This window comes from Pseudomonas sp. PSPC3-2 (assembly GCF_049897085.1).
In the GTDB taxonomy this organism is placed as follows: domain Bacteria; phylum Pseudomonadota; class Gammaproteobacteria; order Pseudomonadales; family Pseudomonadaceae; genus Aquipseudomonas; species Aquipseudomonas paraveronii.
Genome location: NZ_JAFCVO010000009.1, coordinates 123144 through 148444 on the forward strand (window position 1 = coordinate 123144; position 25301 = coordinate 148444).

Annotated in this window: 21 protein-coding genes; 8 read left to right on the plus strand and 13 right to left on the minus strand. The window is 61.0% G+C overall.

Features of this window, described 5'->3' with window-relative positions; genetic code table 11:
• Positions 1–10 precede the first annotated feature (10 nt).
• From ccoG to ccoN (ACP7CJ_RS16635), 9 genes are all read right to left on the minus strand, one after another.
• A complete protein-coding gene (ccoG, locus tag ACP7CJ_RS16595) occupies positions 11–1426 on the minus strand; it encodes a cytochrome c oxidase accessory protein CcoG (RefSeq protein WP_276194296.1) in 1416 nt (471 codons plus the stop codon).
• Positions 1427–1761: 335 nt separating this feature from the next.
• Entirely contained in the window at positions 1762–2739 is a 978-nt protein-coding gene (gene ccoP / locus ACP7CJ_RS16600; protein WP_276194295.1) for a cytochrome-c oxidase, cbb3-type subunit III, read from the minus strand.
• Complete coding sequence (locus tag ACP7CJ_RS16605) at positions 2736–2921, minus strand: CcoQ/FixQ family Cbb3-type cytochrome c oxidase assembly chaperone (RefSeq protein ID WP_016775513.1); 186 nt, start codon at positions 2919–2921, stop codon at positions 2736–2738. Before ACP7CJ_RS16605 ends, ccoP (ACP7CJ_RS16600) begins: the two co-directional genes overlap by 4 nt.
• Positions 2922–2927: 6 nt before the next feature.
• A complete protein-coding gene (gene ccoO / locus ACP7CJ_RS16610) occupies positions 2928–3536 on the minus strand; it encodes a cytochrome-c oxidase, cbb3-type subunit II (RefSeq protein WP_426100074.1) in 609 nt (202 codons plus the stop codon).
• Positions 3536–4978, minus strand: coding sequence for a cytochrome-c oxidase, cbb3-type subunit I (gene ccoN / locus ACP7CJ_RS16615; RefSeq protein ID WP_276194294.1), 1443 nt, complete (start codon positions 4976–4978; stop codon positions 3536–3538). The genes ccoO (ACP7CJ_RS16610) and ccoN (ACP7CJ_RS16615) overlap by 1 nt, the downstream gene beginning before the upstream one ends.
• Before the next feature lie 483 nt (positions 4979–5461).
• Positions 5462–6409: a cytochrome-c oxidase, cbb3-type subunit III gene (gene ccoP / locus ACP7CJ_RS16620; protein ID WP_426100073.1), complete on the minus strand. Its 948-nt coding sequence runs from the start codon at positions 6407–6409 to the stop codon at positions 5462–5464.
• A complete protein-coding gene (locus ACP7CJ_RS16625) occupies positions 6406–6612 on the minus strand; it encodes a cbb3-type cytochrome oxidase subunit 3 (RefSeq protein WP_017845261.1) in 207 nt (68 codons plus the stop codon). Before ACP7CJ_RS16625 ends, ccoP (ACP7CJ_RS16620) begins: the two co-directional genes overlap by 4 nt.
• A 3-nt stretch (positions 6613–6615) precedes the next feature.
• The gene (ccoO, locus tag ACP7CJ_RS16630) at positions 6616–7224 is read right to left on the minus strand and encodes a cytochrome-c oxidase, cbb3-type subunit II (RefSeq protein WP_276194292.1); all 609 of its coding nucleotides are present in this window, start codon (positions 7222–7224) and stop codon (positions 6616–6618) included.
• A gap of 10 nt (positions 7225–7234) precedes the next feature.
• Positions 7235–8659 carry a cytochrome-c oxidase, cbb3-type subunit I gene (ccoN, locus tag ACP7CJ_RS16635; RefSeq protein WP_276194291.1) on the minus strand — a complete coding sequence of 475 codons (1425 nt, stop codon included), beginning with the start codon at positions 8657–8659 and terminating at the stop codon, positions 7235–7237.
• Between the two features lie 79 nt (positions 8660–8738).
• Here ccoN (ACP7CJ_RS16635) and ACP7CJ_RS16640 point away from each other — a divergent pair, with 79 nt between their 5' ends.
• Complete coding sequence (locus ACP7CJ_RS16640; protein ID WP_276194290.1) at positions 8739–9431, plus strand: alpha/beta family hydrolase; 693 nt, start codon at positions 8739–8741, stop codon at positions 9429–9431.
• Between the two features lie 124 nt (positions 9432–9555).
• On the opposite strand, the gene ACP7CJ_RS16645 is transcribed toward ACP7CJ_RS16640, so the two are convergent.
• Together ACP7CJ_RS16645 and ACP7CJ_RS16650 are read right to left on the minus strand one after the other, a co-directional pair.
• Positions 9556–11121 carry a methyl-accepting chemotaxis protein gene (locus tag ACP7CJ_RS16645; protein ID WP_426100072.1) on the minus strand — a complete coding sequence of 522 codons (1566 nt, stop codon included), beginning with the start codon at positions 11119–11121 and terminating at the stop codon, positions 9556–9558.
• A gap of 73 nt (positions 11122–11194) precedes the next feature.
• Positions 11195–11986 carry a CPBP family intramembrane glutamic endopeptidase gene (locus ACP7CJ_RS16650; protein ID WP_426100071.1) on the minus strand — a complete coding sequence of 264 codons (792 nt, stop codon included), beginning with the start codon at positions 11984–11986 and terminating at the stop codon, positions 11195–11197.
• A gap of 436 nt (positions 11987–12422) precedes the next feature.
• Between ACP7CJ_RS16650 and ACP7CJ_RS16655 the strand changes: the two genes are divergently transcribed.
• A complete protein-coding gene (locus ACP7CJ_RS16655; RefSeq protein WP_276194288.1) occupies positions 12423–13283 on the plus strand; it encodes a DMT family transporter in 861 nt (286 codons plus the stop codon).
• 31 nt (positions 13284–13314) lie between these two features.
• On the opposite strand, the gene ACP7CJ_RS16660 is transcribed toward ACP7CJ_RS16655, so the two are convergent.
• Positions 13315–14211, minus strand: a complete 897-nt coding sequence (locus tag ACP7CJ_RS16660; RefSeq protein ID WP_247401669.1) for a DMT family transporter — start codon at positions 14209–14211, stop codon at positions 13315–13317.
• Positions 14212–14467: 256 nt separating this feature from the next.
• On the opposite strand from ACP7CJ_RS16660, the gene aceK reads away from it, so the two are divergent.
• The 5 genes from aceK to ACP7CJ_RS16685 all read left to right on the plus strand — a co-directional run bounded on the left by aceK (position 14468) and on the right by ACP7CJ_RS16685 (position 22449).
• The gene (aceK, locus tag ACP7CJ_RS16665) at positions 14468–16189 is read left to right on the plus strand and encodes a bifunctional isocitrate dehydrogenase kinase/phosphatase (protein ID WP_426100070.1); all 1722 of its coding nucleotides are present in this window, start codon (positions 14468–14470) and stop codon (positions 16187–16189) included.
• A gap of 70 nt (positions 16190–16259) precedes the next feature.
• Positions 16260–20171: an ATP-dependent RNA helicase HrpA gene (gene hrpA, locus ACP7CJ_RS16670; RefSeq protein ID WP_426100069.1), complete on the plus strand. Its 3912-nt coding sequence runs from the start codon at positions 16260–16262 to the stop codon at positions 20169–20171.
• A 228-nt stretch (positions 20172–20399) separates the two neighbouring features.
• Positions 20400–21521, plus strand: a complete 1122-nt coding sequence (locus tag ACP7CJ_RS16675) for a beta-ketoacyl-ACP synthase III (RefSeq protein ID WP_276194285.1) — start codon at positions 20400–20402, stop codon at positions 21519–21521.
• A gap of 86 nt (positions 21522–21607) precedes the next feature.
• Positions 21608–22222 carry an RNA polymerase sigma factor gene (locus ACP7CJ_RS16680; protein ID WP_247403507.1) on the plus strand — a complete coding sequence of 205 codons (615 nt, stop codon included), beginning with the start codon at positions 21608–21610 and terminating at the stop codon, positions 22220–22222.
• Complete coding sequence (locus ACP7CJ_RS16685) at positions 22216–22449, plus strand: anti-sigma factor family protein (RefSeq protein WP_276194284.1); 234 nt, start codon at positions 22216–22218, stop codon at positions 22447–22449. The genes ACP7CJ_RS16680 and ACP7CJ_RS16685 overlap by 7 nt, the downstream gene beginning before the upstream one ends.
• Positions 22450–22569: 120 nt before the next feature.
• Here the strand turns inward: ACP7CJ_RS16685 and ACP7CJ_RS16690 are convergent, their stop codons facing one another.
• Positions 22570–23892 carry a putative porin gene (locus tag ACP7CJ_RS16690; protein ID WP_276194282.1) on the minus strand — a complete coding sequence of 441 codons (1323 nt, stop codon included), beginning with the start codon at positions 23890–23892 and terminating at the stop codon, positions 22570–22572.
• 283 nt (positions 23893–24175) lie between these two features.
• Here ACP7CJ_RS16690 and ACP7CJ_RS16695 point away from each other — a divergent pair, with 283 nt between their 5' ends.
• Positions 24176–25300, plus strand: coding sequence for a GNAT family N-acetyltransferase (locus tag ACP7CJ_RS16695; RefSeq protein ID WP_276194281.1), 1125 nt, complete (start codon positions 24176–24178; stop codon positions 25298–25300).
• The last annotated feature ends 1 nt before the right edge of the window (position 25301 follow it).

Below are 25301 nucleotides of genomic sequence, written 5' to 3' on the forward strand. Positions count from 1 at the left end.
TGCTCTCTCGTTAACGAACTTGTGGGCCGATGAATCGGCTCTTGGCTTCAATATGAACGTTGGTGTCATCGGCATCCTTGAGGATAAACACCACCTCGTTGGTGCTCGACGGCAGTTGTTCCGGCGCGCTCGACAGTTCTACCGGCATGCTGACGATGTCGCCGGCAGCCACCTTGATTTCACGGCGGCCTTGCAGCTTGAGGTCCGGCAGGCCGGCAGCGTCAAGCACGTAAGTGTGGTCGCGCTGATCCTTGTTCATGATCTTCAGGCTGTAGACGTTTTCGATCCGCCCTTCGGCGTTTTCGCGGTACAGCACGCGGTCTTTGCTGACGTCGAAACCCACCAGCGGACGCAGGAAGAATGCTGTGGCCAACAGGCTCATCATTGCCAGCAACACCAGCGCATAGCCGATCAGGCGCGGACGCAGTTTGTGGGTTTTCTGCCCTGACAGGTTGTGTTCGGTGGTGTAGCTGATCAGGCCGCGCGGGTAGTCCATCTTGTCCATGATGTTGTCGCACGCGTCGATGCACGCGGCACAGCCGATGCACTCGATTTGCAGGCCATCGCGGATGTCGATGCCGGTCGGGCACACCTGTACGCACATCGTGCACTCGATGCAATCGCCCAGGCCTTGGGCCTTATAGTCGCTGCCTTTTTTGCGCGGGCCACGGACTTCGCCGCGGCGCGGGTCGTAGGAGACGATCAGGGTGTCCTTGTCGAACATCACGCTTTGGAAGCGCGCGTAGGGGCACATGTAGATGCACACCTGTTCGCGTAGCCAGCCGGCGTTGCCGTAGGTGGCGAGGGTGAAGAAGCCGACCCAGAAATACGACCAGCCATCGGCTTGGCCAGTGAAGAAGTCAAACACCAGTTCGCGGATCGGTGAGAAGTAACCGACGAAGGTCATGCCGGTGACAAAGCCGATCAGCAGCCACAGCGTGTGCTTGCTGAATTTGCGCAGGAACTTGTTAGCCCCCATCGGCGCCTTGTCCAGCTTGATGCGCTGGTTACGGTCGCCTTCGGTGACTTTTTCGCACCACATGAAGATCCACGTCCACACGCTTTGCGGGCAGGTATACCCGCACCAGATGCGTCCGGCGTACACCGTGATAAAGAACAGGCCAAAGGCCGCGACGATCAGGATGCCCGAGAGGAGGATGAAGTCCTGGGGCCAGAAGGTTGCACCGAAGATAAAGAACTTACGTTCCGGCAGGTTCCACCATACGGCCTGGTGGCCACCCCAGTTCAGCCACACCGTGCCGAAATAGAGCAGGAACAGACCGGCACCGCCAAGCATGCGCAGGTTGCGGAACAGGCCCGTGAAGGCGCGGGTGTAGATTTTCTCTCGCGACGCGTAGAGGTCGACACCGTTGTTGGCGTTTTTGGCAGGTGGAGTAACGTCTTGTACCGGTATTTGGTTGCTCATCATTGCATCCCACGGCGGTGGAGATTTGCCTCGGCCAGTACGTGCCAGTCGGGGTCAAATGAAGGGTCTTGCAGTGGCGTAATGATACGCCCCCGATCACGCGCAAAGGGTGCGACCTTTGGTCGCGTTGGGGGAAATCAATTGATGGTGTAGGTGACGTGGATCAATTGACTTGTGAAGTATGGACGGTTTTTGCGGGCTCAGTCTTCAAAACACTGACGATCCAATGTGGGAGCAAGCCCCCTCCCACATTGAATCTTCGGTGTTTTCAGGCAACTGCAACAAAAAAGGCCCATCACTTTTCAATGAACGGGCCTTTTTGTTGCTGCTTCGTCTTACTGCTCTTGAGCCTTCTTATCCCCATGGGACAAGCTGTAAACATACGCGGCCAGCAAATGCACCTTGTCGTTCCCTTGCAGTTGCTCCTGCGCAGGCATCTGGCCCTGGCGGCCGTAGCGGATGGTCTGCTGCAGTTGGGCGAAACTTGAACCGTAGATGAACGCACCCGGGTGAGTCAGGTCAGGTGCGCCCATGGCAGGCGTGCCTTTACCGGCCGGGCCGTGGCAGGCCACGCAGTTGGTGGCGAAGAGTTTCCCGCCGTTGGCCACGTCGGCCTTGGCGCCTTCCGGCAGTTTGCGGCCGTCCAGGTTGGTCACCACGAAGCCCGCCACGTCGGCCACGCCTTGTTCGCCGATGACTTCGGCCCAGGCCGGCATCACCGCGTGGCGGCCTTTCATGATGGTTTCCTTGATGGTCGCGGGCTCGCCGCCCCAGCGCCAGTCGGCGTCGGTCAGGTTAGGGAAGCCGTAGGCACCCTTGGCGTCGGAACCGTGGCACACCGAGCAGTTGGAGGCAAACAGACGGCCCCCCATCTTCAGCGCTTGCGGGTCTTTGGCGACGTCTTCAATCGGCATCGCGGCGAATTTGGCGAAGATCGGCCCGAACTTGGCGTCCGACTTGGCCATTTCCTTTTCCCACTCATGCACGCCGGTCCAGCCGGTCTGGCCGTTGGCGAAGGCGGTCTGCTTGTCGTTGTCGAGGTAGTTGTAGCCCGGTAGCAGGCCTTTCCAATTGCCCAGGCCGGGGTACAGCACCAGGTAGCCCAGGGCGAAGACGATGGTGCCGACGAACAGCATGAACCACCATTTCGGCAGTGGGTTGTCGTACTCCTCGATACCGTCGAACGAGTGGCCGACGGTCTCGTCCGTTTGCTCGGCGCGCTGGCCCTTGCGGGTCGACAGCAGCAGCCAGGTCAGGGCGAAAATGGTACCCAGACTGAGGACTGTGACGTACAGACTCCAGAACGTAGTCATTCTTTGTTACTCCTAGAAGCTTGCTCGACGTGCTTGATGGCTTCGGGGTCATCCGCAAAGGGCAGCATGGTTGCGTCGTCAAACTCCGACTTGCGCTTGGGGCTGAATACCCACAAGGCCAGGCCGATAAAGGCCACCATCACCACAACGGTGCCCAGGCCACGAATCATCCCGATATCCATGAAGAATCACCGTTTGCTTTTGATGATGGTGCCAAGGCCTTGTAGGTAGGCCACCAATGCGTCCATTTCGGTCTTGCCCTTCACGGCTGCGGCTGCACCGGCGATGTCTTCGTCGGTGTACGGCACGCCCAGGGTGCGCAAGACTTCCATTTTCTTCGCGGTGTCCTTGCCGTCGAGCTTGTTTTCCACGAGGAACGGGTACGCCGGCATTTTCGATTCCGGCACGACGTTGCGCGGGTTGTACAAGTGCGCGCGTTGCCAGTCATCGGAGTAACGGCCGCCGACACGGGCCAGGTCCGGCCCGGTGCGCTTGGAGCCCCACAGGAACGGGTGGTCCCACACGCTTTCACCGGCTACCGAGTAGTGGCCATAACGTTCGGTTTCGGCGCGGAACGGGCGGATCATCTGCGAGTGGCAGCCGACACAGCCGTTGGCGATGTAGATGTCGCGGCCTTCCAGTTCAAGCGCGGTGCGCGGCTTCATGCCTTCGACCGGCTTGTTGGTCACGTCCTGGAAGAACAGCGGAACGATCTGGGTCAGGCCGCCGATACTCACGGCGATAACCATGAAGAAGGCCAGCAGGCCGATATTCTTCTCGATTACTTCATGCTTCATCAGTGGGCTCCCACAACGGCGATCTTGGCGGCGGCTTCGGCTTCTGCAGGGTCGGAGGCACGCACGGTGCGCCAGACGTTGTAGGCCATGAACAGCATGCCGGAGGCAAAGAACGCGCCGCCTATGGCTCGGACGATGTAGCCCGGGTGGCTGGCTTGCAGCGCTTCGACGAAGGAGTAGGTGAGGGTGCCGTCATCGTTGATCGCACGCCACATCAGGCCTTGGGTGATGCCGTTGACCCACATCGAGGCGATGTAGAGCACGGTGCCGATGGTGGCCAGCCAGAAGTGCGTGTTGATCAACACGACGCTGTGCATCTGCGCACGCCCGAAGATTTTCGGGATCATGTGGTACAGCGCGCCGATGGAGATCATCGCTACCCAGCCGAGTGCGCCGGCGTGTACGTGGCCGATGGTCCAGTCGGTGTAGTGGGACAGGGAGTTGACGGTCTTGATCGCCATCATCGGCCCTTCGAAGGTCGACATGCCGTAGAACGCCAGGGACACGACCAGGAAGCGCAGGATCGGGTCGGTGCGCAGCTTATGCCAGGCGCCCGAGAGGGTCATCATGCCGTTGATCATGCCGCCCCAACTCGGGGCCAGCAGGATGATCGACATCGCCATGCCCAACGACTGTGCCCAGTCCGGCAGTGCGGTGTAGTGCAAGTGGTGCGGGCCGGCCCAGATGTACAGGGTGATCAACGCCCAGAAGTGCACGATGGACAGGCGATAAGAGTAGATGGGGCGTTCGGCCTGTTTCGGCACGAAGTAGTACATCATCCCCAGGAAACCGGTGGTGAGGAAGAACCCTACAGCGTTGTGGCCGTACCACCACTGGATCATCGCATCCGTCGCCCCGGCGTAGGCCGAATAGGACTTGAACAGGCTGACCGGCAACGACGCATGGTTGACGATGTGCAGCATCGCCGTCACCAGGATGAAGGCACCGTAGAACCAGTTACCCACATAGATGTGCTTGGTCTTGCGCTTGGTGATGGTGCCGAAGAACACCACCGCGTAGGTCACCCACACAATCGCGAGCAAAATGGCGATGGGCCATTCCAGCTCGGCGTATTCCTTGGTGGTGGTGTAGCCCAGCGGCAACGAGATGCCGGCCCCCACGATCACCGCTTGCCATCCCCAGAAGGTGAAGGCGGCGAGGCCGTCGGAGATCAGTCGCGTCTGGCAGGTTCGCTGCACGACATAGTAAGAGGTGGCAAACAGTGCACATCCGCCGAAGGCGAAAATCACCAGGTTAGTGTGCAGCGGGCGTAGGCGGCCGAAGGTCGTCCATGGCAAGCCGAAATTCAATTCCGGCCAAACCAGTTGTGAGGCGATGAAGACCCCGAGCCCCATGCCAAGGATCCCCCAGACCACCGTCATGATGGCGAACTGGCGGACTACCTTATAGTTATAAGCAGTCGGACTGATTGCTGTGCTCATTCTAAGGTTCCACGGTTTAGGTTTTTTTATAGGTAAAAATCGGTCGCAAGTATGTAGAAACCGAGGTGCCATTGCAACGCAAGGGTGACCTGTGTCAATACGTTCCACGCCAGATTCTGCGCCCTTTCCATGTTTGATGTAAGGACAAAATCCGAAATCAAAAGCTGATCGATCGGATAGGAATTTTTTCGGGGCACGCCGGCGGATGACTGGCTGTGTGTCAACACGCGGCGCAGGTGATGAGTGGTCAGTAGCACGACAGCCGGTCACTGCCTGCCTTTGCGCGTGTCATCCCTGCAGAAGCGTTCAACCCATTGAGTGCAAGTCGACCGTCGACCGGTCCGTACCGATCCACTGTGCAGACAAGCGTAGACCCGAATGGCAGGAGGGGAAAGCAGTGCTTTGGAAGGGTGCGACACTTGGTCGCGTAGAAGGGTAGAGCTACCGCCCCTGGATCAGGGGCGGCAGTTCAGGGGTGAAGCGTTACTGTGCCTGGTGTTGCGGCGTTGCGCCGTCAGCGTTGTGGGACAGGCTGTAAACATAAGCGGCCAGCAGGTGAACCTTGTCATTGCCTTGCAGCACTTCCTGCGCCGGCATCTGGCCTTGGCGGCCGTGGCGAATGGTTTGCTGCAACTGCGCCAGGCTGGTGCCGTAGATAAAGCCGCTTGGCTCGGTCAGGTTCGGCGCGCCCATGGCTTCGGTGCCGTGGCCTTGCGGACCGTGGCAGGCCACGCAAGTGGTGTTGAACGTGGCTTGGCCGGCGACCAGGTCGGCGCCGCTGTCGGCTGGCAGTGGCAGCTTGGCCAGGTCGTGACGCACATAGGCCGCGACGTTTTTCACACCGTCCTCGCCCAGTACTTCGCCCCAGGCCGGCATCGCCGCATGGCGACCGCCCATGATGGTGGTCTTGATCGCGTCGGCGGAGCCGCCCCAGCGCCAGATATTGTCCGCCAGGTTCGGGAAGCCATACGCGCCCTTGGCATCCGAGCCGTGGCACACCGCGCAGTTGGAGGCAAACAGGCGACCGCCCATTTTCAGCGCTTGCGGGTCTTTGGCGACTTCTTCCACCGGCATGGCCGAGAATTTGGCGAAGATCGGCCCGAACTTGGCGTCGGCCTTGGCCATTTCCTTGTCCCATTCCTTGGCCGAGGTCCAGCCGCCTTCATAGCCCGGCAGGATGCCTTTCCAGTTGCCCAGGCCCGGGTAGAGGATCAAGTAGCCGACGGCAAATACCAGCGTGCCGGCGAACAGCATGAACCACCACTGGGGCAGCGGGTTGTCGTATTCCTCAATGCCATCGAAGGCGTGGCCCATGGTCTGGTCGACACTGCCCTTGGTCTCGCCCTTGCGGGTGCCGAACAACAGCCAGGTCAGGCCGATCAGGCTGCCGAGGGTCAGTACGCAGATCCATGTACTCCAGAAGGTAGTCATGGCCGATTGCTCCTTGTTGCAGGCGCTTCTTGAGCGTCGGATGGGGTGGCGGTGGGTTCGTCGGCAAACGGCAGCAGGCGTGCCTGCTCGAATTCCGCATTGCGTCGGTTGTTGAATACCCACAGCGAGAGGCCGATAAAGGCGATGGCGACGACTAGTGTGCCGAGGCCGCGGATGGTGCCCGCATCGAATTCAAATCCCATGGCTCACCTCTTGCTCTTGATGGCGGTGCCGAGGACTTGCAGGTACGAAACCAGCGCGTCGATCTCGGTCTTGCCCTTGAGGCTGGCCACTGCACCGCTGATGTCTTCGTCGGTGTAAGGCACGCCGAGGGTACGCATCACTTTGAGCTTGGTCACGGTATCGCTGCTGTCGAGCGGCGCCGTCACCAGCCATGGGTAGGCCGGCATTTTCGACTCAGGCACTACGTTGCGCGGGTTGTACAAGTGCGCGCGGTGCCAGTCGTCCGAGTAGCGTGCGCCGACGCGAGCCAGGTCTGGCCCGGTACGCTTGGAGCCCCACAGGAACGGATGGTCCCATACGCTTTCGCCCGCGACCGAGTAGTGGCCGTAGCGCTCGGTCTCGGCGCGGAACGGACGGATCATCTGCGAGTGGCACTGTACGCAACCTTCGCGGATGTAGATGTCGCGGCCTTCCAGTTGCAGCGCGGTGTAGGGCTTCATGCCTTCCACCGGTTTGTTGGTCACGTCCTGGAAGAACAGCGGGACGATCTGGGTCAGGCCGCCGATGCTCACGGCAAGCACCATCAGCAGCATCAGCAGACCGACGTTCTTTTCAATCGTTTCGTGTTTCATCACTGACTCCTCAGGCCGTCTGCGCGGCAGGGGTGGCTTCGACAGGTTGTGCCGAGCGCACGGTGCGCCATGTGTTGTAAGCCATCAGCAACATGCCGCTGAGGAACACCGCACCGCCTACCAGTCGCACGACGTAGCCCGGGTGGCTGGCTTGCAGCGCTTCGACAAAGGAGTAGGTGAGGGTGCCGTCATCGTTGATCGCACGCCACATAAGGCCCTGGGCGATGCCGTTGACCCACATCGAGGCGATGTAGAGCACGGTGCCGATGGTGGCCAGCCAGAAGTGCGCGTTGATCAGGCCGACGCTGAACATCCGCTCGCGCCCAAACACTTTCGGGATCATGTGGTACAGCGCGCCGATGGAGATCATCGCTACCCAACCGAGTGCGCCGGCGTGTACGTGGCCGATGGTCCAGTCGGTGTAGTGGGACAGCGAGTTGACGGTCTTGATGGCCATCATTGGCCCTTCGAACGTCGACATGCCGTAGAACGCCAGCGAGACGACCAGGAAGCGCAGGATCGGGTCGCTGCGCAACTTATGCCAGGCACCCGAGAGGGTCATCATGCCGTTGATCATGCCGCCCCAGCTTGGCGCCAGCAGCACCAGGGACATCACCATGCCCAACGACTGTGCCCAGTCTGGCAGAGCGGTGTAGTGCAGGTGGTGCGGACCGGCCCAGATGTACAGGGTGATCAGCGCCCAGAAGTGCACGATCGACAGGCGATAGGAATACACCGGACGTTCGGCTTGCTTGGGTACGAAGTAGTACATCATCCCCAGGAAGCCGGCAGTCAGGAAGAAGCCTACTGCGTTATGTCCATACCACCACTGCACCATGGCATCCGTCGCACCGCCGTACAGCGAGTAGGACTTGGTCAGACTGACCGGGATTTCCAGGTTGTTGACGATATGCAAGATGGCCACGGTGATGATGAACGCACCGAAGAACCAGTTGCCGACGTAGATGTGCTTGGTGTTGCGCTTGGCCACAGTGCCGAAAAACACAATGGCATAAGCCACCCAGACAATCGTGATCAGGATGTCGATCGGCCATTCCAGCTCGGCGTATTCCTTGGAGCTGGTGTAACCCAGCGGCAAGGTGATCGCTGCCAGGACAATGACCAGTTGCCAGCCCCAAAAGCAGAACTGAGCGACTTTTGGCGCGAACAGCTGGGTCTGGCAGGTGCGCTGTACCGAGTAGAAGGAGCTGGCAAACAGCGCACAACCCCCGAAGGCGAAGATCACCGCGTTGGTGTGCAGCGGGCGCAAGCGGCCGAAGCTGGTCCAAGGCAAGTCAAAGTTGAGTGCAGGCCACACCAATTGGGCCGCGAGAAAAACCCCGAGCCCCATGCCGACGATGCCCCACACCACCGTCATAATGGCGAATTGGCGGACCACCTTGTAGTTATAGGCGGTACTTAAAGTAGTGTTCATGGTTCCCCATCCACGGTTCAACCCAAGCAGATGCGACACTTGGGCTGGAGTTATAGGCAGACTAAAAAGCGAGGTAAGCATGGGCAAAGAGCACAAGGCCAGTATTGACGGGGATCAATGGGCACGGTGTGTGCAGGAACATGGTTGGCGATGGGATGTTGCCTCGGGCGCTCCCACGCATACGCCGGTGACGCTGATCCTGGCGCACGGCGCCGGCGCGCCGATGGACTCATCCTTCATGGACGACATGGCTGCGCGCCTTGCCGGGCAGGGTGTAAGCGTCTTGCGTTTCGAGTTTCCCTACATGGCCCAGCGCCGCGTGGATGGCGGCAAGCGCCCGCCCAACCCGGCGCCGAAACTGCTGCAGAGCTGGCGCGAGGTCTATACCGAGGTGCGACGCCATGTCGCTGGGAAACTGGTCATTGGTGGCAAGTCCATGGGCGGGCGCATGGCCAGTTTGCTCGCCGATGAATTGGGTGCCGATGGGCTGGTGTGCCTGGGCTATCCGTTCTATGCGGTGGGCAAGCCGCAAAAGCCGCGAGTCGCACATTTGGCCGGGTTGAAGACGCCGACATTGATTGTGCAGGGCGAGCGCGATGCGTTGGGCAATCGAGCGGCGGTGCAGGGGTATGACTTGTCGCCGAGCATCGAGGTGATGTGGCTGGCGGCGGGGGATCATGATTTGAAGCCGTTGAAGGCGTCGGGGTGCAGTCATGAGCAGCATTTGGAGGCTGCGGCGGTGCAAGTGGCTCAGTTTCTCGGCGCTTGTTAGGGCCCTATCGGGGGCAAGTCGAATCGTCGCACCGCCCCTCCCACATTTAACCGCGTACACCCCTTGGAATGCAGTCGAATGTGGGAGGGGCGGTGCGACGATTCGACTTGCCCCCGATAGCGGTTTAGCGGTTAAAACGCTCCACCAGCGAATACTGGGTATGCGCCGTGTGCGTCAACTCTTCACTCAACTGCGCCGAGTTCAACGCCTGTTCCGACGTCTGATCGGCCAGTAGCGCGATGGTGCTGATATTGCGGCTGATCTCTTCGGCAACCGAGCTTTGCTCTTCCGTGGCGGCGGCGATTTGGGTGGTCATGTCGGTGATGTTGGCCACCGCTTCGCTGATGCCCACCAGCGCCTGATCCGCCTCCATCACCCGCGCTACGCCTTCTTCGGCCTGGCGATGCCCGGCGTCCATGGTTTGTACGGCAGCGGCAGCGGTTTGCTGCAGCTTGGCGATCAGGGTATGGATCTGCCCGGTCGATTCAGCCGTGCGTTGCGCCAGTTGGCGGACTTCGTCGGCAACCACCGCAAAACCACGGCCCATCTCACCGGCACGCGCGGCTTCGATCGCGGCGTTCAAGGCCAGCAGGTTGGTCTGGTCGGCAATGCCTTTGATCACGTCGACCACGCCGCCGATTTCATCGCTGTCCTTGGCCAGTTGGGTGACGGTCACGCCGGTCTCGCCAACCGCGACCGACAGCCGCTGAATCGCCGCGCGGGTTTCCCCGGCGATATCGCGGCCGCGCCCGGTGAGGCGATTGGCTTCCTGGGTGGCATCGGCCGTGCGCTGCACATGGCTGGCGACTTCCTGGGTCGTCGCCGCCATCTGGTTGACTGCGGTGGCCACCTGTTCGGTTTCCACGCGCTGGCGTTCCAGGCCGCTGGAGCTGTTGTGCGCCAAGGTGTTGGACTGCGCCGCCTGCTCGTTGAGGTGTTCGGCGGTGTCCTGCAAGCGCGTGAGACAGGTCTTCAGACGTGCCTCCTGGCTGAGGATCGACATTTCCAGGCGTGCCTGGGCGCCACGGCTGTCGGTGTACATCTGCGCGATCAACGGATCGGAGGTGGTCTGTTCGGCCAGGCGCAGCAAACGCTTGAGGCCGCGCTGTTGCCAGCTCAGGCCCAGTAGGCCCAACGGCACCGACAACCCCGCCGCGAGGGCAAAGCCCCAGTGGGAGTTGAGCGACGCGCCAATCATGAAGCTCAACTGGCTGACCAGGATAAACGGCAGCCAGTCCTGCAGCACCGGCAGCCACTTGTCCCGTTTGGGAATGGCGGACTTGCCCTGATTGATGCGTTGGTAGAGCGCTTCGGCCCGGCGGATCTGCTCGGCGGTGGGCTTGACGCGCACCGATTCATAGCCGACCACTTGGTTGCCGTCATACATCGGCGTCACATAGGCGTTAACCCAGTAGTGATCGCCGGTCTTGCAGCGGTTCTTGACGATGCCCATCCATGGCAAGCCTTGCTTGAGCGTGGACCACATGTGTGCGAACACAGCCCCCGGAACGTCCGGGTGGCGAACCAGGTTGTGCGGGGCGCGCACCAGTTCGTCGCGGGAGAAACCACTGATTTCGACGAAAGCGTCGTTGCAGTAAGTGATGACACCCTTGGCATCTGTGGTGGAGATCAACCGTTGCTGAGCGGGGAAGGTCCGTTCGCGCTGGGTAACGGGTTGGTTATTACGCATGGTTATTCAATCCGCGAGGCTTTCAATGGGTATCGGCGATGGCGATCATATATTTAACTTATTTTTGCAATAATCAGCCGGCGAGCATTGGGTAGGAAAACAGTCCGAAATGCAGAAAATTAAGGCCGAAATGCGTGGCAATCGCCGCGCCCAGGCCGCCAAAACGATAAGCAAGGCCATAACCGACGCCAGCGATGCTGGCCAGCAGCACCCACTGCCAGCCCGCGCCCAGGTGTACAAGGCCGAATAGCAGAGCGGCCAGCAGCAATGCGAGGTTTTCGCCGTAGGGCAAGTGTTTGAAGCGTCGGCTCAGGCCGCCCTGAATGTAGCCGCGGAACAGCGCTTCTTCCACTAACGTCACCAACAACAGGTTATTAAGCACCCACAACCACGCCTGGTCCGGCCACTTCGGCGCCCAACTGATGACGCCCAGCAACGCCGCGCCACCCAGTGCCACTATGGCTGTCAGAGTCAACGCCAAGGCGGTGACGCAGATCGACAGTCGCAATGAGCGCCGCGCCACAATCCACGGGCAGGCCAGCAGCAGCCAGAAGCCGATCAGCGGTTTGTCCTGGTTGAGGTACATCGAGAAGGGCACGGCATCGGCGGTGAAACGCTGGGGCGCGATACCGCGCCCGTTGTCGAACCCCGGCAGCCAGTGCATTGCAAGGCCCAAGGCCAATACGATGAACAACCCGTGGCCGACGTAACGCCCCCATGCGGTCCGTTGCTGGCGTACCGCATACCCGGCGATCAGCAGCAGGGCCACGGAGATTGCCGCCAGCACCCCCAGTTGGCCGTAGACCAACGCCATGACATAGCCGATGGATAGGAGAGCGAGGTACAGCCAGGGCAAAGCGGCCATGTGAAATCCTTGGAAAAAACCGGGCGGTAGTATAGCGGGCGGCCTGCGCGGCCAAAATGAAAAAGCCATCACGCGAAAGCGGTTCTGCTGGAGCGATTGCAAAATATGTCGGCGGCTGGTTATAGTCGTCGCGCTTTCATCTCCTCAAAAGATCAGCCCATGCCTGCATTCCTGTGCATAGCGGTAGTCGATTCAGCGTCCAGCGCTGTGGTCGTGCCGTGCGGGAATCAGCAGCCTGCGCAGATCAGTCACTACCCCCCTCCACCTGTCAGTAGCACGCCGGTGTACGCAGTCGTATCACCGCCGGGTGTTGGCATTTCGGGCTGATCAGCTGATTGCTGTTCCCGTATGCCCGCCTGAAAAAAACCTACTGAGCTAAACCCACGCGCTTTAGCTTTTGCTGAATCGGCTTTTTGCCTGATTACAGGTGGTAACCATGTCTGTTATTTCGAAACAATCCGTGGCCGCGGCGGCTTCGACGAGCCTGTTTGTATTGCTGTGGAGCAGCGGGGCGATTTTCTCCAAGTTGGGCCTGGCCCATGCGTCGCCCTTCGCCTTTTTGCTGATCCGTTTTGCCATCGCCCTTGCGGGGTTGGTGATTTTGGTACCGATCCTCAAGCTCAAACTGCCGCAACCCGGCAAGCCGCTGCTGTATGCGGCGACCACGGGGCTGGTGTTGTTGGGGGCGTACCAGATTTTCTATCTGCTGGCCCTGGACCTCAAAGTCACCCCAGGGGTGATGGCAACCATCATGGGGGTGCAGCCGATTCTCACCGTGGTGCTGATGGAGCGCCAACGCTCCTGGCGCCGGATGTTCGGCCTGGGGTTGGGGTTGGTGGGGCTGATCATGGTGGTCTACCAAGGCATCGGGCTGTCGGGGATGTCCCTGGCCGGGATGCTCTTCGGTTTGTTGGCCCTGGCAAGCATGACCTTCGGCTCAATCATGCAGAAGCGCATCACCGACAACCCGTTGGGCACGCTACCCGTGCAGTACCTGGCAGGGCTGCTGCTGTGCTCGGTGTTTGTGCCGTTCCAGCCGTTCCACTTTGAGCACAACGCCAGCTTTTACCTGCCGGTGCTGTGGATGGGCCTGGTGGTGTCGCTGCTGGCGACGCTGTTGCTGTACCGCCTGATCGCCCGGGGCAATTTGGTCAATGTCACCAGCCTGTTCTACTTGGTGCCTGCGGTGACAGCGGTGATGGATTACCTGATCTTCGGCAACCGGCTCGCGTTATTGAGCCTGCTGGGGATGGGGTTGATCATCATGGGTCTGGTGTTTGTATTCCGTAAAAGCTGACGTCTGAACACGCTGTAGGGGCAAGGCGCCCCTACAGCGCTTTGGCCAATGTCCCCGGCCGCAACACCAACCATAACGCCCCCGCAATCAACACCCCGCCATACAGATGCGCCATCGACAATGGCTCATCCAACAGCAACGCTCCCCACAGTACCCCGAACGGCGGAATCAGGAAGGTGGTGGTCATCGACTTCACCGGGCCAATCGCCGTCAGCAGGCGAAAGTACAGGACGTAGGCAAACGCCGTACACATCAGCCCCAACCCCAGCAGCGACAACCACACGTGCCAGCCGCCCCAGCTTGCCGGCGGATGGCGGATGGCGCTGTAGGCAAACAGCGGCAGCAGGAACAAGGTCGCGCCGAGCATGCTGCCCAGGGCCGCGAGCCGACTGTCGAGCCCGCCGCGCTGATCCAGCCAGCGCCGCGCGAGAAAACCGGCGAAGCCATAGCAAGTGGTGGCCAACAGGCAGGCCAACGCGCCCATCAACAATTCCAGGTCAAATGCCACTGGCCCGGCGCGGGTCAGTACGCCCACGCCAAACAGGCCCAGGCACACCCCGCCGACTTTCGATGGCGTGAGGCGTTCACTGAAAAACAATCCGCCAATCAGCACGCCCATTAACGGCGTGGTGGCATTGAAGATCGCCGAGTAACCCGCCGGCAACACCTGGGCGGCCACGGAGTACAGGGTCGCGGGTATGCCGGAGTTGATCACGCCCAGCAGCAGGATGGTCTTGAACTTGCCCTGAAAGTCCCAGTTCACGCGCATCACCGCCAGCATCACCAGCAAGCCGGCGGCGGCAATCGACACGCGAAAAAACGCGGTCGGCAGCGTGCCGATTTCCGGCGCGATAATGCGCATGAACAGGAAACTCGCGCCCCAGATCGCGGCCAGCCCCAGCAGGTACAGGGTGTCGACAGGTCTCACAGAAAACTCCTACATCAAGAAGGCGGCGAGTGTTGCCCAGCGACTGGCTCGACACAATCACTGATTACAGGACAACCCGCATCACCGCGCGGTGCTGGCCGATATGCGCATTGGCCGCGGTGAGTGTTTTCAATAACGCGCATAAATCTGCGAAATGAACGAAAGTCCACAAACAAGCATGCTAAATGACTGCTTCTCCTGGCTCCCTTGACTGGCTAAGCTCTGGGCTTCCAGATGCCCGTTCGAGGTTTCCCGCATGTCGCAGCGCACACCCGCCCTCGCTATCGCCCAGATGATCCTCGATGGCTTCGACGATTACCGCGAGCACTTCCGCCAGATCACCGATGGCGCCCGTGAACGTTTCGAAAAGGCCCAGTGGCAGCAGGGCCAGGCAGCCTCGGCGGCGCGTATCAACCTGTATGAGGAGAAAGTCAGCGAAGTGACGAACCGCCTGCAGGCGAGTTTCGATGACGCTACGCTGCAGGCCATTGATGCCTGGCCCTTGGTCAAAAGCGCCTACATCGGCCTGATCGACCTGCGCTTTGACGATGAGCTGTCCGAGACCTGGTACAACTCGATCTTCTGCAGCCTGTTCAGCCATGACCTGATCACCGACGGCTGCATGTTTGTCCATACCACCCGGCCGAGCCTGCGCCGGGCGAGGGCGGCGCAAACGCGGATCTACACGCCTGTCGGGAAGCTCTCCGACATGCTGGCGCAGATTTTCGCGGATTACAGCTTCAGCGAGCCCTACGCGGATTTGCCGGCCGACCTGTGCCGCCTCGAAGTGCAATTGCGCGAGAACCTGCCGGACTGGGTGTGCAAGGACCCTGAGCTGAAGGTCGAGCTGTTTTCCTCGGTGCTCTACCGCAACAAGGGCGCCTACGTTGTCGGACGCATCTACACCCGCGACGAGCAGTGGCCGCTGGTAATCCCGTTGCTGCACCGCGAAGGGCAGGGTATCCAGATCGACGCGCTGATTACCGACGAAGCCGATGTGTCGATCATTTTTTCCTTCACCCGCTCCTACTTCATGGTCGACGTGCCGGTGCCGGCGGAGTTCATCGGCTTCCTCAAGCGCATCCTGCCGGGCAAGCACATTGCCGAGCTGTACACCTCGATCGGCTTCTACAAGCACGGCAAGTCGGAATTCTATCGCGCCCTGATCAACCACCTGGCCACCACCGACGATCAGTTCATCATGGCTCCCGGTATACGCGGCATGGTCATGAGCGTGTTTACGTTGCCGGGCTTCAACACGGTGTTCAAGATCATCAAGGACCGCTTCTCGCCGTCGAAAAACGTCAGCCGCGCCACCGTGATCGAGAAGTACCGCCTGGTCAAAAGTGTCGACCGCGTCGGGCGCATGGCCGATACCCAGGAGTTCGCTGATTTTCGCTTTCCGTTGAGCAAGTTCGAACCCGAGTGCCTGGCCGAATTGCTCGAAGTGGCGGCCGGCACGGTTCAAGTCGAAGGCGACAGCGTGCTGATCCGCCACTGCTGGACCGAACGGCGCATGACCCCGCTCAACCTCTACCTTGAGAACGCCAACCCCGCCCAGGAACGCGAAGCCTTGGAAGACTATGGCCTGGCGATCAAGCAACTGGCGGCGGCGAACATTTTTCCCGGCGACATGCTGTTGAAGAACTTCGGCGTCACCCGCCACGGCCGCGTGGTGTTCTACGACTACGACGAGATCTGCTACCTCACCGAAGCCAACTTCCGCCACATCCCCGCACCCCGCACGCCAGAGGATGAAATGGCGTCGGAGCCCTGGTACTCCATCGGCCCGCTGGATGTGTTCCCCGAAGAGTTCCCACCGTTCCTGTTCGCCGACGCCGGCCAGCGCAAGTTGTTCGATAAGCTGCACGGCGAGTTGTACAACGCCGACTATTGGAAGGGCCTGCAGGACGCGATTCGTGCCGGAAAGGTGATCGATGTGTTTCCGTATCGGCGCAAGGAGCGCGATAACGAATGAGGGGCGCGCGTGCCGGCGGTTTTCTGCGACAATCCGCCCCCTGCATAAATAGACGACCAAAACGCACCTGATGACTGACCAAGCGCCTGCTATCGACCAACTGCTGAAAAATCTCGATCACGCCATGCTCGCCGACCGCCCCCGTTTGCGGCGGCAGTTGCTCGAGCTGCGCAAGAAGCCCGATGAGGAGAAGCTGGCGCAGTGGGTGACGCGCATGCAGGCGTCCTGCGCCCAGGTTACGGCGCGGCGCGCCAGCCTGCCGCTGATCCGCTATGACGACAGCCTGCCGATCGCCGCCAAGCGTGACGAAATCAAGGCGGCGCTGCTCAAGCATCAGGTGCTGATCATTGCCGGCGAGACCGGCTCGGGTAAGACCACCCAACTGCCGAAAATCTGCCTGGAAATCGGTCGCGGCCAATACGGCCTGATCGGTCATACCCAGCCGCGCCGGATCGCGGCGCGCAGCGTCGCCAGTCGGGTCGCCGAAGAGTTGGCCACGCCGCTCGGTGCGCTGGTCGGTTACCAGGTGCGCTTCGAAGACCAGAGCGATTCCAACACCCTGATCAAGCTGATGACCGACGGCATCCTGCTGGCGGAAACCCAGAACGACCGCTACCTCGAACGCTACGACACGATCATCGTCGACGAAGCCCACGAACGCAGCCTGAACATCGACTTCCTGCTTGGCTACCTGAAAACCCTGCTGCCGCGTCGCCCGGACCTGAAAGTCATCATCACCTCGGCGACCATCGACCTGGAGCGCTTTTCCAAGCATTTCGACGATGCGCCGATTGTCGAAGTGTCGGGCCGCACCTTCCCGGTGGACACTTGGTACCGCCCGCTGACCCTGGAACAGGACGAAGAGGGCAACCGTGTCGAAGACGACTTGACCGTCGACCAGGCGATCCTCGCCACCCTCGATGAAATCGCCGCCTATGAGCGCAGCGAACGGCGCAGCCCTGGCGACGTGCTGGTGTTCCTGCCGGGCGAGCGCGAGATTCGCGACGCCGCCGACATGCTGCGCAAGGCCCAGCTCAAGCACACCGAGATTTTGCCGCTGTACGCGCGCCTCTCACCGGCCGAACAGCAGCGCATTTTCCAGTCCCACCCCGGCCGGCGCGTGGTGCTGGCGACCAACGTCGCGGAAACCTCGCTGACCGTACCGGGCATTCGCTATGTGATCGACAGCGGCACCGCGCGCATCAGCCGCTACAGCTACCGCGCCAAGGTGCAGCGTCTGCCCATCGAGGCGATCTCCCAGGCCAGCGCCAACCAGCGTAAAGGCCGGTGCGGCCGGGTCGAGCCGGGGATTTGCATCCGCCTGTACAGCGAAGAAGACTTTATCGGTCGCCCGGAATTTACCGACCCGGAGATCCTGCGCACCAACCTGGCTGCCGTGATCCTGCAGATGCTGCACCTGCGCCTGGGTGAAATCACCGATTTCCCGTTTATCGAACCGCCGGATGGCAAGGCCATCAGCGACGGTTTCAACCTGCTGCAAGAGCTGTCGGCGGTTGACCGCAACAGCCAGCTGACCCCGCTGGGCCGCCAGTTGGCGCGCCTGCCGGTGGACCCGCGCATGGGCCGCATGCTGCTCGAAGCCGCCAAGTTGGGCAGCTTGCAGGAAGTGCTGATCGTGGCCAGTGCCATGTCGATCCAGGACCCGCGCGAGCGCCCGCCGGAGCGTCAACAAGCCGCCGACCAGGCCCACGCGCAATGGAAGGACGTCGATTCGGACTTCGCCGGCCTGGTCAATCTGTGGCGCGGCTTTGAAGAGCAGCGCCAGGCATTGACCGCCAGCCCGCTGCGTAACTGGTGTCGCAAGAACTTCCTCAACTACCTGCGCCTGCGCGAGTGGCGCGATTCCCATCGCCAGTTGAGTCTGATCTGCCGCGACATGCAGTTGAGCCTCAACAAGGAACCGGCGGACTTCGCCAAATTGCACAAGGCCGTGCTGTCCGGCCTGCTCAGCCAGATCGGGCAGAAAACCGAAGACGGCGATTACCTCGGCGCGCGTCAGCGGCGCTTCTGGATTCACCCGTCGTCGGGCATCGGCAAGAAACGTCCGCAATGGCTGATGGCCGCGGAACTGGTGGAGACCACCAAGCTGTATGCGCGCATGGTGGCGAAGATCGATGCCGACTGGATCGAGCCGCTGGCCGGGCACCTGATCAAGAAAAACCACTTCGAACCCCACTGGGAGAAGAAGCGCGGCCAAGTGGTGGCGTTCGAGCAGATCACCCTGTTCGGGCTGATTGTGGTCGGGCGGCGTCCGGTGCATTACGGACCGATCGACCCGGTGGTGTCGCGTGAGCTGTTTATCCGCGAAGGCCTGGTGCGCGGCGAGATCCAGTCGCGGGCCCAGTGCCTGACGGCCAACCAGCAACTGCTGGAGCAGCTCGACGAACTGGAAGCCAAGGCGCGTCGTCGTGACATTCTTGCCGACGAAGAGACGCTGTATGCGTTCTACGATGCGCGCTTGCCGGCGGAGATCCACCAGACCGCGACGTTCGACAGTTGGTACAAGGTCAACAGCCAGAAAGACCCGCAATTGCTGATCATGCGCGAGGAAGACGTACTGGCCCGCGACGCCAGCGAAGTCACCGCTGCGCATTACCCGGACACCCTGCACCTGGGCGACCTGGCGCTGGCCTTGAGTTACCACTTCGAACCCAACCATCCGCGTGACGGCGTGACCCTGCGCGTGCCGGCGCCGCTGTTGCCGGCCTTGCCCGCCGAGCGCCTGGAGTGGTTGGTGCCGGGGGTGATCGAAGCCAAGTGCATCGCCCTGGTGCGTAACCTGCCTAAGGCCCTGCGCAAGAATTTCGTGCCGGTGCCGGACTTCGTCAGGGCTGCCCTGCAACGTATCGAATTCGCCCAGGGTTCGCTGCCCCAGGCGCTGGGGCGCGAGTTGCTGCGCATGACCGGCGCACGCGTCAGCGATGAAGCCTGGGCCGAGGCCGCGCAGCAGGTGGAAAGCCACCTGAAGATGAACCTGGAAGTGGTCGACGGCCAGGGCAAGTTTCTCGGCGAAGGCCGCGACCTGGCCGAGCTGACCGCGCGCTTTGCCGAGGCGAGCCAGGCCGCGCTGGCCGTGCCGCAAACCGCGAAAAGCCAACAGCCGGTGGAGGCCAAGGGGTTTGCGGCGGTAGCCGAGAAGACCCAGCAAAAGATCGCCGGGTTGTCGATGACGGTGTATCCGGCGCTGGTGGAAGAAAACGCCACGGTCAAGGAAGGGCGTTTCTCCACCGCCGCCGAGGCCGAATTCCAGCACCGGCGCGCCTTGCAGCGCCTGTTGATGCAGCAATTGGCTGAGCCGGCAAAATTCCTGCGTGGCAAATTGCCCGGCCTGACCGAACTGGGCCTGATGTACCGCGAGCTGGGGCGCATCGACGCGCTGGTGGAAGACATCCTGCTGGCCAGCCTCGACACCTGCGTGCTGGACGGCGAAGCCAACCTGCCGCGTGACGGTGCCGGGTTGGCGGCGTTGGCCGAGCGCAAGCGTGGCAGTTGGACCGAACATGCCGAGCGCCTGGCGCGCTTGACGCTGGACGTGCTGAAACTCTGGCACGGCCTGCAAAAGCGCTTCAAAGGCAAGATCGACCTGGCGCAGGCGGTGGCCTTGAACGATATCAAGCAGCAACTGAGCAATCTGGTCTATCCCGGTTTTGTGCGGGAAACCCCGGCGCTGTGGTTAAAAGAATTGCCGCGTTTGCTCAAGGCCATCGAGCTGCGCCTGGAAAAACTGCCCAGCCAGGTGCAAAAAGACCGGGTGTGGAGCGGCGAGCTGGGCGGCCTGTGGGCGCAGTACCAGAACCGCTTGAACAAGCACGCCCAGGAAGGCAAGCGCGACCCCCAGCTAACGCTCTACCGCTGGTGGTTGGAGGAATATCGGGTGTCGTTGTTTGCCCAGCAGTTGGGCACCAAGGTACCGATTTCGGACAAGCGCCTGAGCAAGCAATGGAGCCTGGTGGAGGCTTGATCACACTAATGGGCAATGGCGCTTATCCGGGATATGGCGCCAAATCCCCAGGGTTGTGGCAAACTTCGCGGTTATAAATGCCGGGATCGTCGTGATGGGCTGGTGTGCAGCCGCGGCGCGATGGAATAAAGCGTTGCCAGTTTGAAGCCCGCTGGATGGCCTCAAACGACCTACAGTTTGGTACGACGGTACCAATATCTTCTGCCTGACAGATTTAGAGGAACGACCGTGCATAACGTCGTCATCAGCGGCACTGGCCTGTACACCCCGGCCAACAGCATCTCCAACGAAGAGCTGGTGCAGTCTTTCAATACCTACGTGCAGCAGTTCAACACGAAGAACGCCGCTGCCATCGAACGCGGTGACGTGCAGGCGCTGACCGAGTCCAGCGCGGCCTTCATCGAGAAGGCGTCGGGCATCAAGAGCCGATTTGTGATGGACAAGGACGGCATTCTTGACCCGCAGCGCATGACTCCGCGCCTGCCCGAGCGCAGCAACGACGAGTGGTCGGTGCTCTGCCAGATGGCCGTCGGCGCCGCCGAACAGGCCCTGCAGCGCGCCGGCAAGACCGCCGCCGACATCGACGGGGTGATCGTCGCCTGCTCCAACCTGCAACGTGCCTACCCGGCCATCGCCATCGAAGTCCAGGAAGCCCTCGGCATCGCAGGTTTCGGTTTCGACATGAACGTGGCGTGTTCCTCGGCAACCTTCGGCATCCAGAACGCCGCCAACAGCATCAAGCTGGGTCAGGCGCGGGCAATCCTGATGGTCAACCCGGAAGTCTGCACTGGCCACTTGAACTTCCGCGACCGCGACAGCCACTTCATTTTCGGTGACGCGGCCACTGCGGTGATCCTCGAACGCGCCGACCTGGCAACCTCCGAGCACCAGTTCGACGTGGTGAGCACCAAGCTGCTGACCAAGTTCTCGAATACCATCCGCAACAACTTCGGCTTCCTCAACCGCGCGGCGGAAGAGGGCATCGGTGCGCCCGACAAACTGTTCGTGCAGGAAGGCCGCAAAGTCTTCCGCGACGTCTGCCCGATGGTCGCAGAGTTGATCGGCGCGCACCTGGCGCAAAACCAGTTGAACGTCGACGACGTGAAGCGCTTCTGGCTGCACCAGGCCAACCTGAGCATGAACCACCTGATCGTGAAGAAGCTGCTGGGGCGTGAAGCCACGCTGGTAGAAGCGCCGGTGATTCTCGACACCTACGCCAACACCAGCTCGGCGGGGTCGGTGATTGCGTTCCATACTTACCAGGACGACTTGCCCAAAGGCGCCGTGGCGGTACTTAGCTCGTTCGGCGCGGGCTACTCGATCGGCAGCGTGATCCTGCGCAAACGCTGATTCTGCGGCTCGCCGCGGTCAAATGTGGGAGCTGGCAAGCCAGCCCCCACACAGATCGCGTTCTCACTTGGAAACCGAGGTCTCGAATGGCAGCAGCGGACGACGCGCACCTGCTTGAACGCTTGCTCAAGGGCGAGCAGCGGGCCTACAAGGAATTGGTCACGCAATACCAAAGCGCAATGCGCGCGGTGGCTTATGCGATTGTCGGCCAGCGCCATGCCGACGAAGTGGTGCAGGACGCCTGGCTCTCAGTGGTGCGCAACCTGGCCAAGTTCGAAGGGCGCTCCAGCCTCAAGACCTGGCTGCTGACCATCACCGCCAATGCCGCCAAGGGCCGCTACAAGCAGAATCGTCGCGAAGTATTGCTCGATGATTTGCCCTCGCCCCACGGTACGATCGGGGATGAGCGTTTCATGCCGGATGATGGCCACTGGGCTGTCGCCCCCTTTGCCTGGCATCAGGACACCCCGGAAGCCCTGCTCACTGAGGATGAGCTGCGCAAATGCCTGGAGCATACGTTGCTGAATTTGTCGGAATTGCAAAGCAGCGTCCTGGTGCTGCGTGAACGTCAGGGTCTGGAGCTGGAGGAAATTTGTAATCTTCTGACGCTTTCGCTCTCCAATGTACGGGTGCTGTTGCATCGTGCGCGGCTTAAAGTCTTCGCCACGGTGGAGCATTTTGAGGAAACCGGCGAATGTTGACGTGTAAAGAGCAAGTGGCACATTCCAGTGACTTTCTCGATGGGCAGTTGACCTTTCGCGAGCGGCTGCTGGTGCGTCATCACTTGATGTTCTGCCCCAATTGCCGGCGTTTTATCCGTCAGATGCGCCTGATGCAGGCCACGTTGCGGATCATGCCGCAGGCGCCGGTACAGGGTGTGGATGCCTTGGCTGAACGGCTGGCCGCCGAGCGGCGCAAGGATCAGTAACGGCGGGGGAAAGGCAGACTCGCGCGGGGGAATCGGACGGATGATGGGGACCGATTCACCCACGCCAGGCTGTTAAAGCCACCCAGGGCCATCCTGGCCCCAGGCGTGTCGCACTTACATTTAGAACTTGGCTTCAGCATCCAACTGCAGGGTGTTGGTGTTGGCATCACGCTGCGTGCGGCTGGCGTAGTCAGCCTTGGTCAGGTAGTACGTGGCGCCGACGGCGAAGTTCTTATCGATGTCGTAGCTGACCTTCATCTTATGGCCGCGCGAACCGGTGGTGCCGTTGGCGAAGTCCGAATCGGTGAAGGCGCCGACTACAGCGTTACGTTGCGTATCGCGGTAGTTGTAGTCCAGGTTGAACCCGAACACCTTGGACTTGGCACCCAGCAACCAGGCGGTGTCCTGATCGTTGGACGCATCGTTGTTCTTCACGTACTGGCCGTAGAACGCGAGTGGCACGGCCAGGCCACCGATGTCGGCCTGGGCAAAACCTTCATACAGACGGAATTGTTCGTTCGCCGAGTTGCCGTTGACTGCCAGTGCGCAAGGCGTGGTGCTGCTCGTACAGGCGCTGCTCTGGTCGTTCTGGTAGGCGTAGATACTGCCGCCCAGGGTCATTTTCAGGTTGTCGGTCACCGAGAAACGCGTACCCAACTGGCCGGAAGTCAGGCGCAGGTCGTTGCGAAATTGCACGCCGTCGCCGTCGACGTTGTCCTTGAGGTTGTAGTTACCGAGGCTGCCGAACAGCTCGGCGCTGCTACCCAGCGGGTATTTGTAGGTCAGTGCCAGACCTTCCGGGTTGATATCGCTATCCCAGATTATGTCGCCCATGCTCACCCACGGCTGGAGCATCTTGCCGCCGATGACGTGCAGGTTCTTGATCTGGTCCGGGTGGTAGTCGATGTAGCCAAGGTCCAGCCAGATCGACTTCTTGTTGAAGTAGTTGTCCTGATCCTGGTTGGTGGAGCGTGCGTCGTCGCTGCTGCCGGTGGAGATACGAATGCCGGTGTCGACTTGGTTGTTGATCTCGGTGTAGGCGCCCAGGCGGGCACGGATGCGCTGACGGTCCTTGTCACGGCCACCGTTGTTGGATTCGCCCTGGATCTTCACGGTTTCCTGGCGGAAACGCACGTCACCCTTGAACTGGGTCCTGGCGGCCCAGGCGAGTTTCTGGTCGAACACGCTCAGGTCGTTGGTTTTTTTCGCGGTGGCCGCGATCTGTTCGTTGGTCTCTTGTTGAGCTTGCTGTGCGATCTGCTTTTCTTTCTGATCCTTGGCCAGTTCAGCTTGCAGTTCAGTGTACTGCGAACCGGTGATCTGACCGTTGGCCTTGAGCATGTCGAGCAATTTAGCGTCGACTGCAGCGCTGGCCGGAACGCTAAGGGCCAGCAACAAGCCGCCACATAGGGCCGCCGCAGTTTTAGTGGAAGCAAGACGCATATCAATCTCCGAAAGTGAGGAGGGATGGCAAACCATCCAGGACACAACCGACCGATGACGGACGGAAAAATAACCGCCCGGGTAGAACCAGGCGCGCTAAAAACAGGCGTTAGTATCACGATCGTTTATGACGAAGAGGTGGCGAAATGATGTCATGAAGATGACAAATTATTTAGAATGGAACTATTGGTTTAGAGCCTTGTCCGTCGATTCGGGGGTGTGTTGGGAGTGGCGATAAGCGATACTCGCGAGGCTTTCACGCCCTGAAGTAGTGAGGATGCCGATGCCGCTGCAACGCCTGGACAGCCTGTCCGAAATCGCCCCGCAGGTCTGGGACGCCCTGGTGCCGCAGGCCCAACCCTTTGTGCGACATGCGTTCCTGAGCGCGCTGGAAGACAGCGCCAGCCTGGGCCCGCATTCGGGCTGGCAGCCCGAGCATTTACTGCACTGGGAAGACGATCGGCTGGTGGCGGCTTTGCCCGGTTATCGCAAATGGCATTCATCCGGCGAGTACGTCTTCGACCACGGTTGGGCGGATGCCTGCCAGCGGGCCGGTATCGATTACTACCCCAAGCTGTTGGTCGCCGTGCCGTTCAGCCCGGTCAGCGGCCCGCGCTTGCTGGCCGCCAGCGCTGAAGAGGCTTTCGAGCTGCTCAACAGCCTGCCGGGCTACCTGGAAATCGAAGGGCTCTCCAGCGCGCATATCAACTTCACCGATCCGCTGGCGGATGGCGCCCTCGCCCAACAGCCGGGCTGGTTGCAGCGCCTGGGTTGTCAGTTTCACTGGCAGAACCGTGGCTACCGAGACTTTCAGGACTTCCTCGACGCCTTGAGTTCGCGCAAGCGCAAACAGATGCGCAAGGAACGCGAACAGGTGGCGGGGCAGGGCATCGAGTTCGAATGGTTGCAAGGCCATGAACTCGGCGAGGCGCAGTGGGATTTTGTCTACGCCTGCTACGCCAACACTTACGCGGTGCGCCGCCAAGCGCCGTACCTGACCCGCGCGTTTTTCAGCCTGCTGGCCGAACGCATGCCCGAAGCGATCCGCGTGGTGCTGGCTAAACAAGGCACACGCCCGGTGGCCATGGCGTTCAGCCTGATCGGCGGCGACAGCTTCTATGGTCGTTACTGGGGCTGCCTGGCGGAATTCGACCGCTTGCATTTCGAAACCTGCTTCTACCAAGGCATGGATTACGCCATTGCCCACGGCTTGCAACGCTTCGATGCCGGCGCCCAGGGCGAACATAAATTGATTCGCGGGTTCGAACCGGTGATCACCCGGTCGTGGCATTACCTGCGCCATCCGGGGTTGAAGAATGCGGTTGAGGATTTCCTGGCGCGCGAGCGGGTGGGGATTCTGGCGTATGCCGAAGAGGCGAGGGCAGCCCTGCCGTATCGACAGGGCTGAA

What these genes read in the sequence shown, in the direction of transcription:
- ccoG (WP_276194296.1), bottom strand. Translation starts at nt 1,426, where the DNA reads ATGAGCAACCAAATACCGGTACAAGACGTTACTCCACCTGCCAAAAAC.
- ccoP (WP_276194295.1), bottom strand. Translation starts at nt 2,739, where the DNA reads ATGACTACGTTCTGGAGTCTGTACGTCACAGTCCTCAGTCTGGGTACC.
- ACP7CJ_RS16605 (WP_016775513.1), bottom strand. Translation starts at nt 2,921, where the DNA reads ATGGATATCGGGATGATTCGTGGCCTGGGCACCGTTGTGGTGATGGTG.
- ccoO (WP_426100074.1), bottom strand. Translation starts at nt 3,536, where the DNA reads ATGAAGCATGAAGTAATCGAGAAGAATATCGGCCTGCTGGCCTTCTTC.
- ccoN (WP_276194294.1), bottom strand. Translation starts at nt 4,978, where the DNA reads ATGAGCACAGCAATCAGTCCGACTGCTTATAACTATAAGGTAGTCCGC.
- ccoP (WP_426100073.1), bottom strand. Translation starts at nt 6,409, where the DNA reads ATGACTACCTTCTGGAGTACATGGATCTGCGTACTGACCCTCGGCAGC.
- ACP7CJ_RS16625 (WP_017845261.1), bottom strand. Translation starts at nt 6,612, where the DNA reads ATGGGATTTGAATTCGATGCGGGCACCATCCGCGGCCTCGGCACACTA.
- ccoO (WP_276194292.1), bottom strand. Translation starts at nt 7,224, where the DNA reads ATGAAACACGAAACGATTGAAAAGAACGTCGGTCTGCTGATGCTGCTG.
- ccoN (WP_276194291.1), bottom strand. Translation starts at nt 8,659, where the DNA reads ATGAACACTACTTTAAGTACCGCCTATAACTACAAGGTGGTCCGCCAA.
- ACP7CJ_RS16640 (WP_276194290.1), top strand. Translation starts at nt 8,739, where the DNA reads ATGGGCAAAGAGCACAAGGCCAGTATTGACGGGGATCAATGGGCACGG.
- ACP7CJ_RS16645 (WP_426100072.1), bottom strand. Translation starts at nt 11,121, where the DNA reads ATGCGTAATAACCAACCCGTTACCCAGCGCGAACGGACCTTCCCCGCT.
- ACP7CJ_RS16650 (WP_426100071.1), bottom strand. Translation starts at nt 11,986, where the DNA reads ATGGCCGCTTTGCCCTGGCTGTACCTCGCTCTCCTATCCATCGGCTAT.
- ACP7CJ_RS16655 (WP_276194288.1), top strand. Translation starts at nt 12,423, where the DNA reads ATGTCTGTTATTTCGAAACAATCCGTGGCCGCGGCGGCTTCGACGAGC.
- aceK (WP_426100070.1), top strand. Translation starts at nt 14,468, where the DNA reads ATGTCGCAGCGCACACCCGCCCTCGCTATCGCCCAGATGATCCTCGAT.
- hrpA (WP_426100069.1), top strand. Translation starts at nt 16,260, where the DNA reads ATGACTGACCAAGCGCCTGCTATCGACCAACTGCTGAAAAATCTCGAT.
- ACP7CJ_RS16680 (WP_247403507.1), top strand. Translation starts at nt 21,608, where the DNA reads ATGGCAGCAGCGGACGACGCGCACCTGCTTGAACGCTTGCTCAAGGGC.
- ACP7CJ_RS16685 (WP_276194284.1), top strand. Translation starts at nt 22,216, where the DNA reads ATGTTGACGTGTAAAGAGCAAGTGGCACATTCCAGTGACTTTCTCGAT.
- ACP7CJ_RS16690 (WP_276194282.1), bottom strand. Translation starts at nt 23,892, where the DNA reads ATGCGTCTTGCTTCCACTAAAACTGCGGCGGCCCTATGTGGCGGCTTG.
- ACP7CJ_RS16695 (WP_276194281.1), top strand. Translation starts at nt 24,176, where the DNA reads ATGCCGCTGCAACGCCTGGACAGCCTGTCCGAAATCGCCCCGCAGGTC.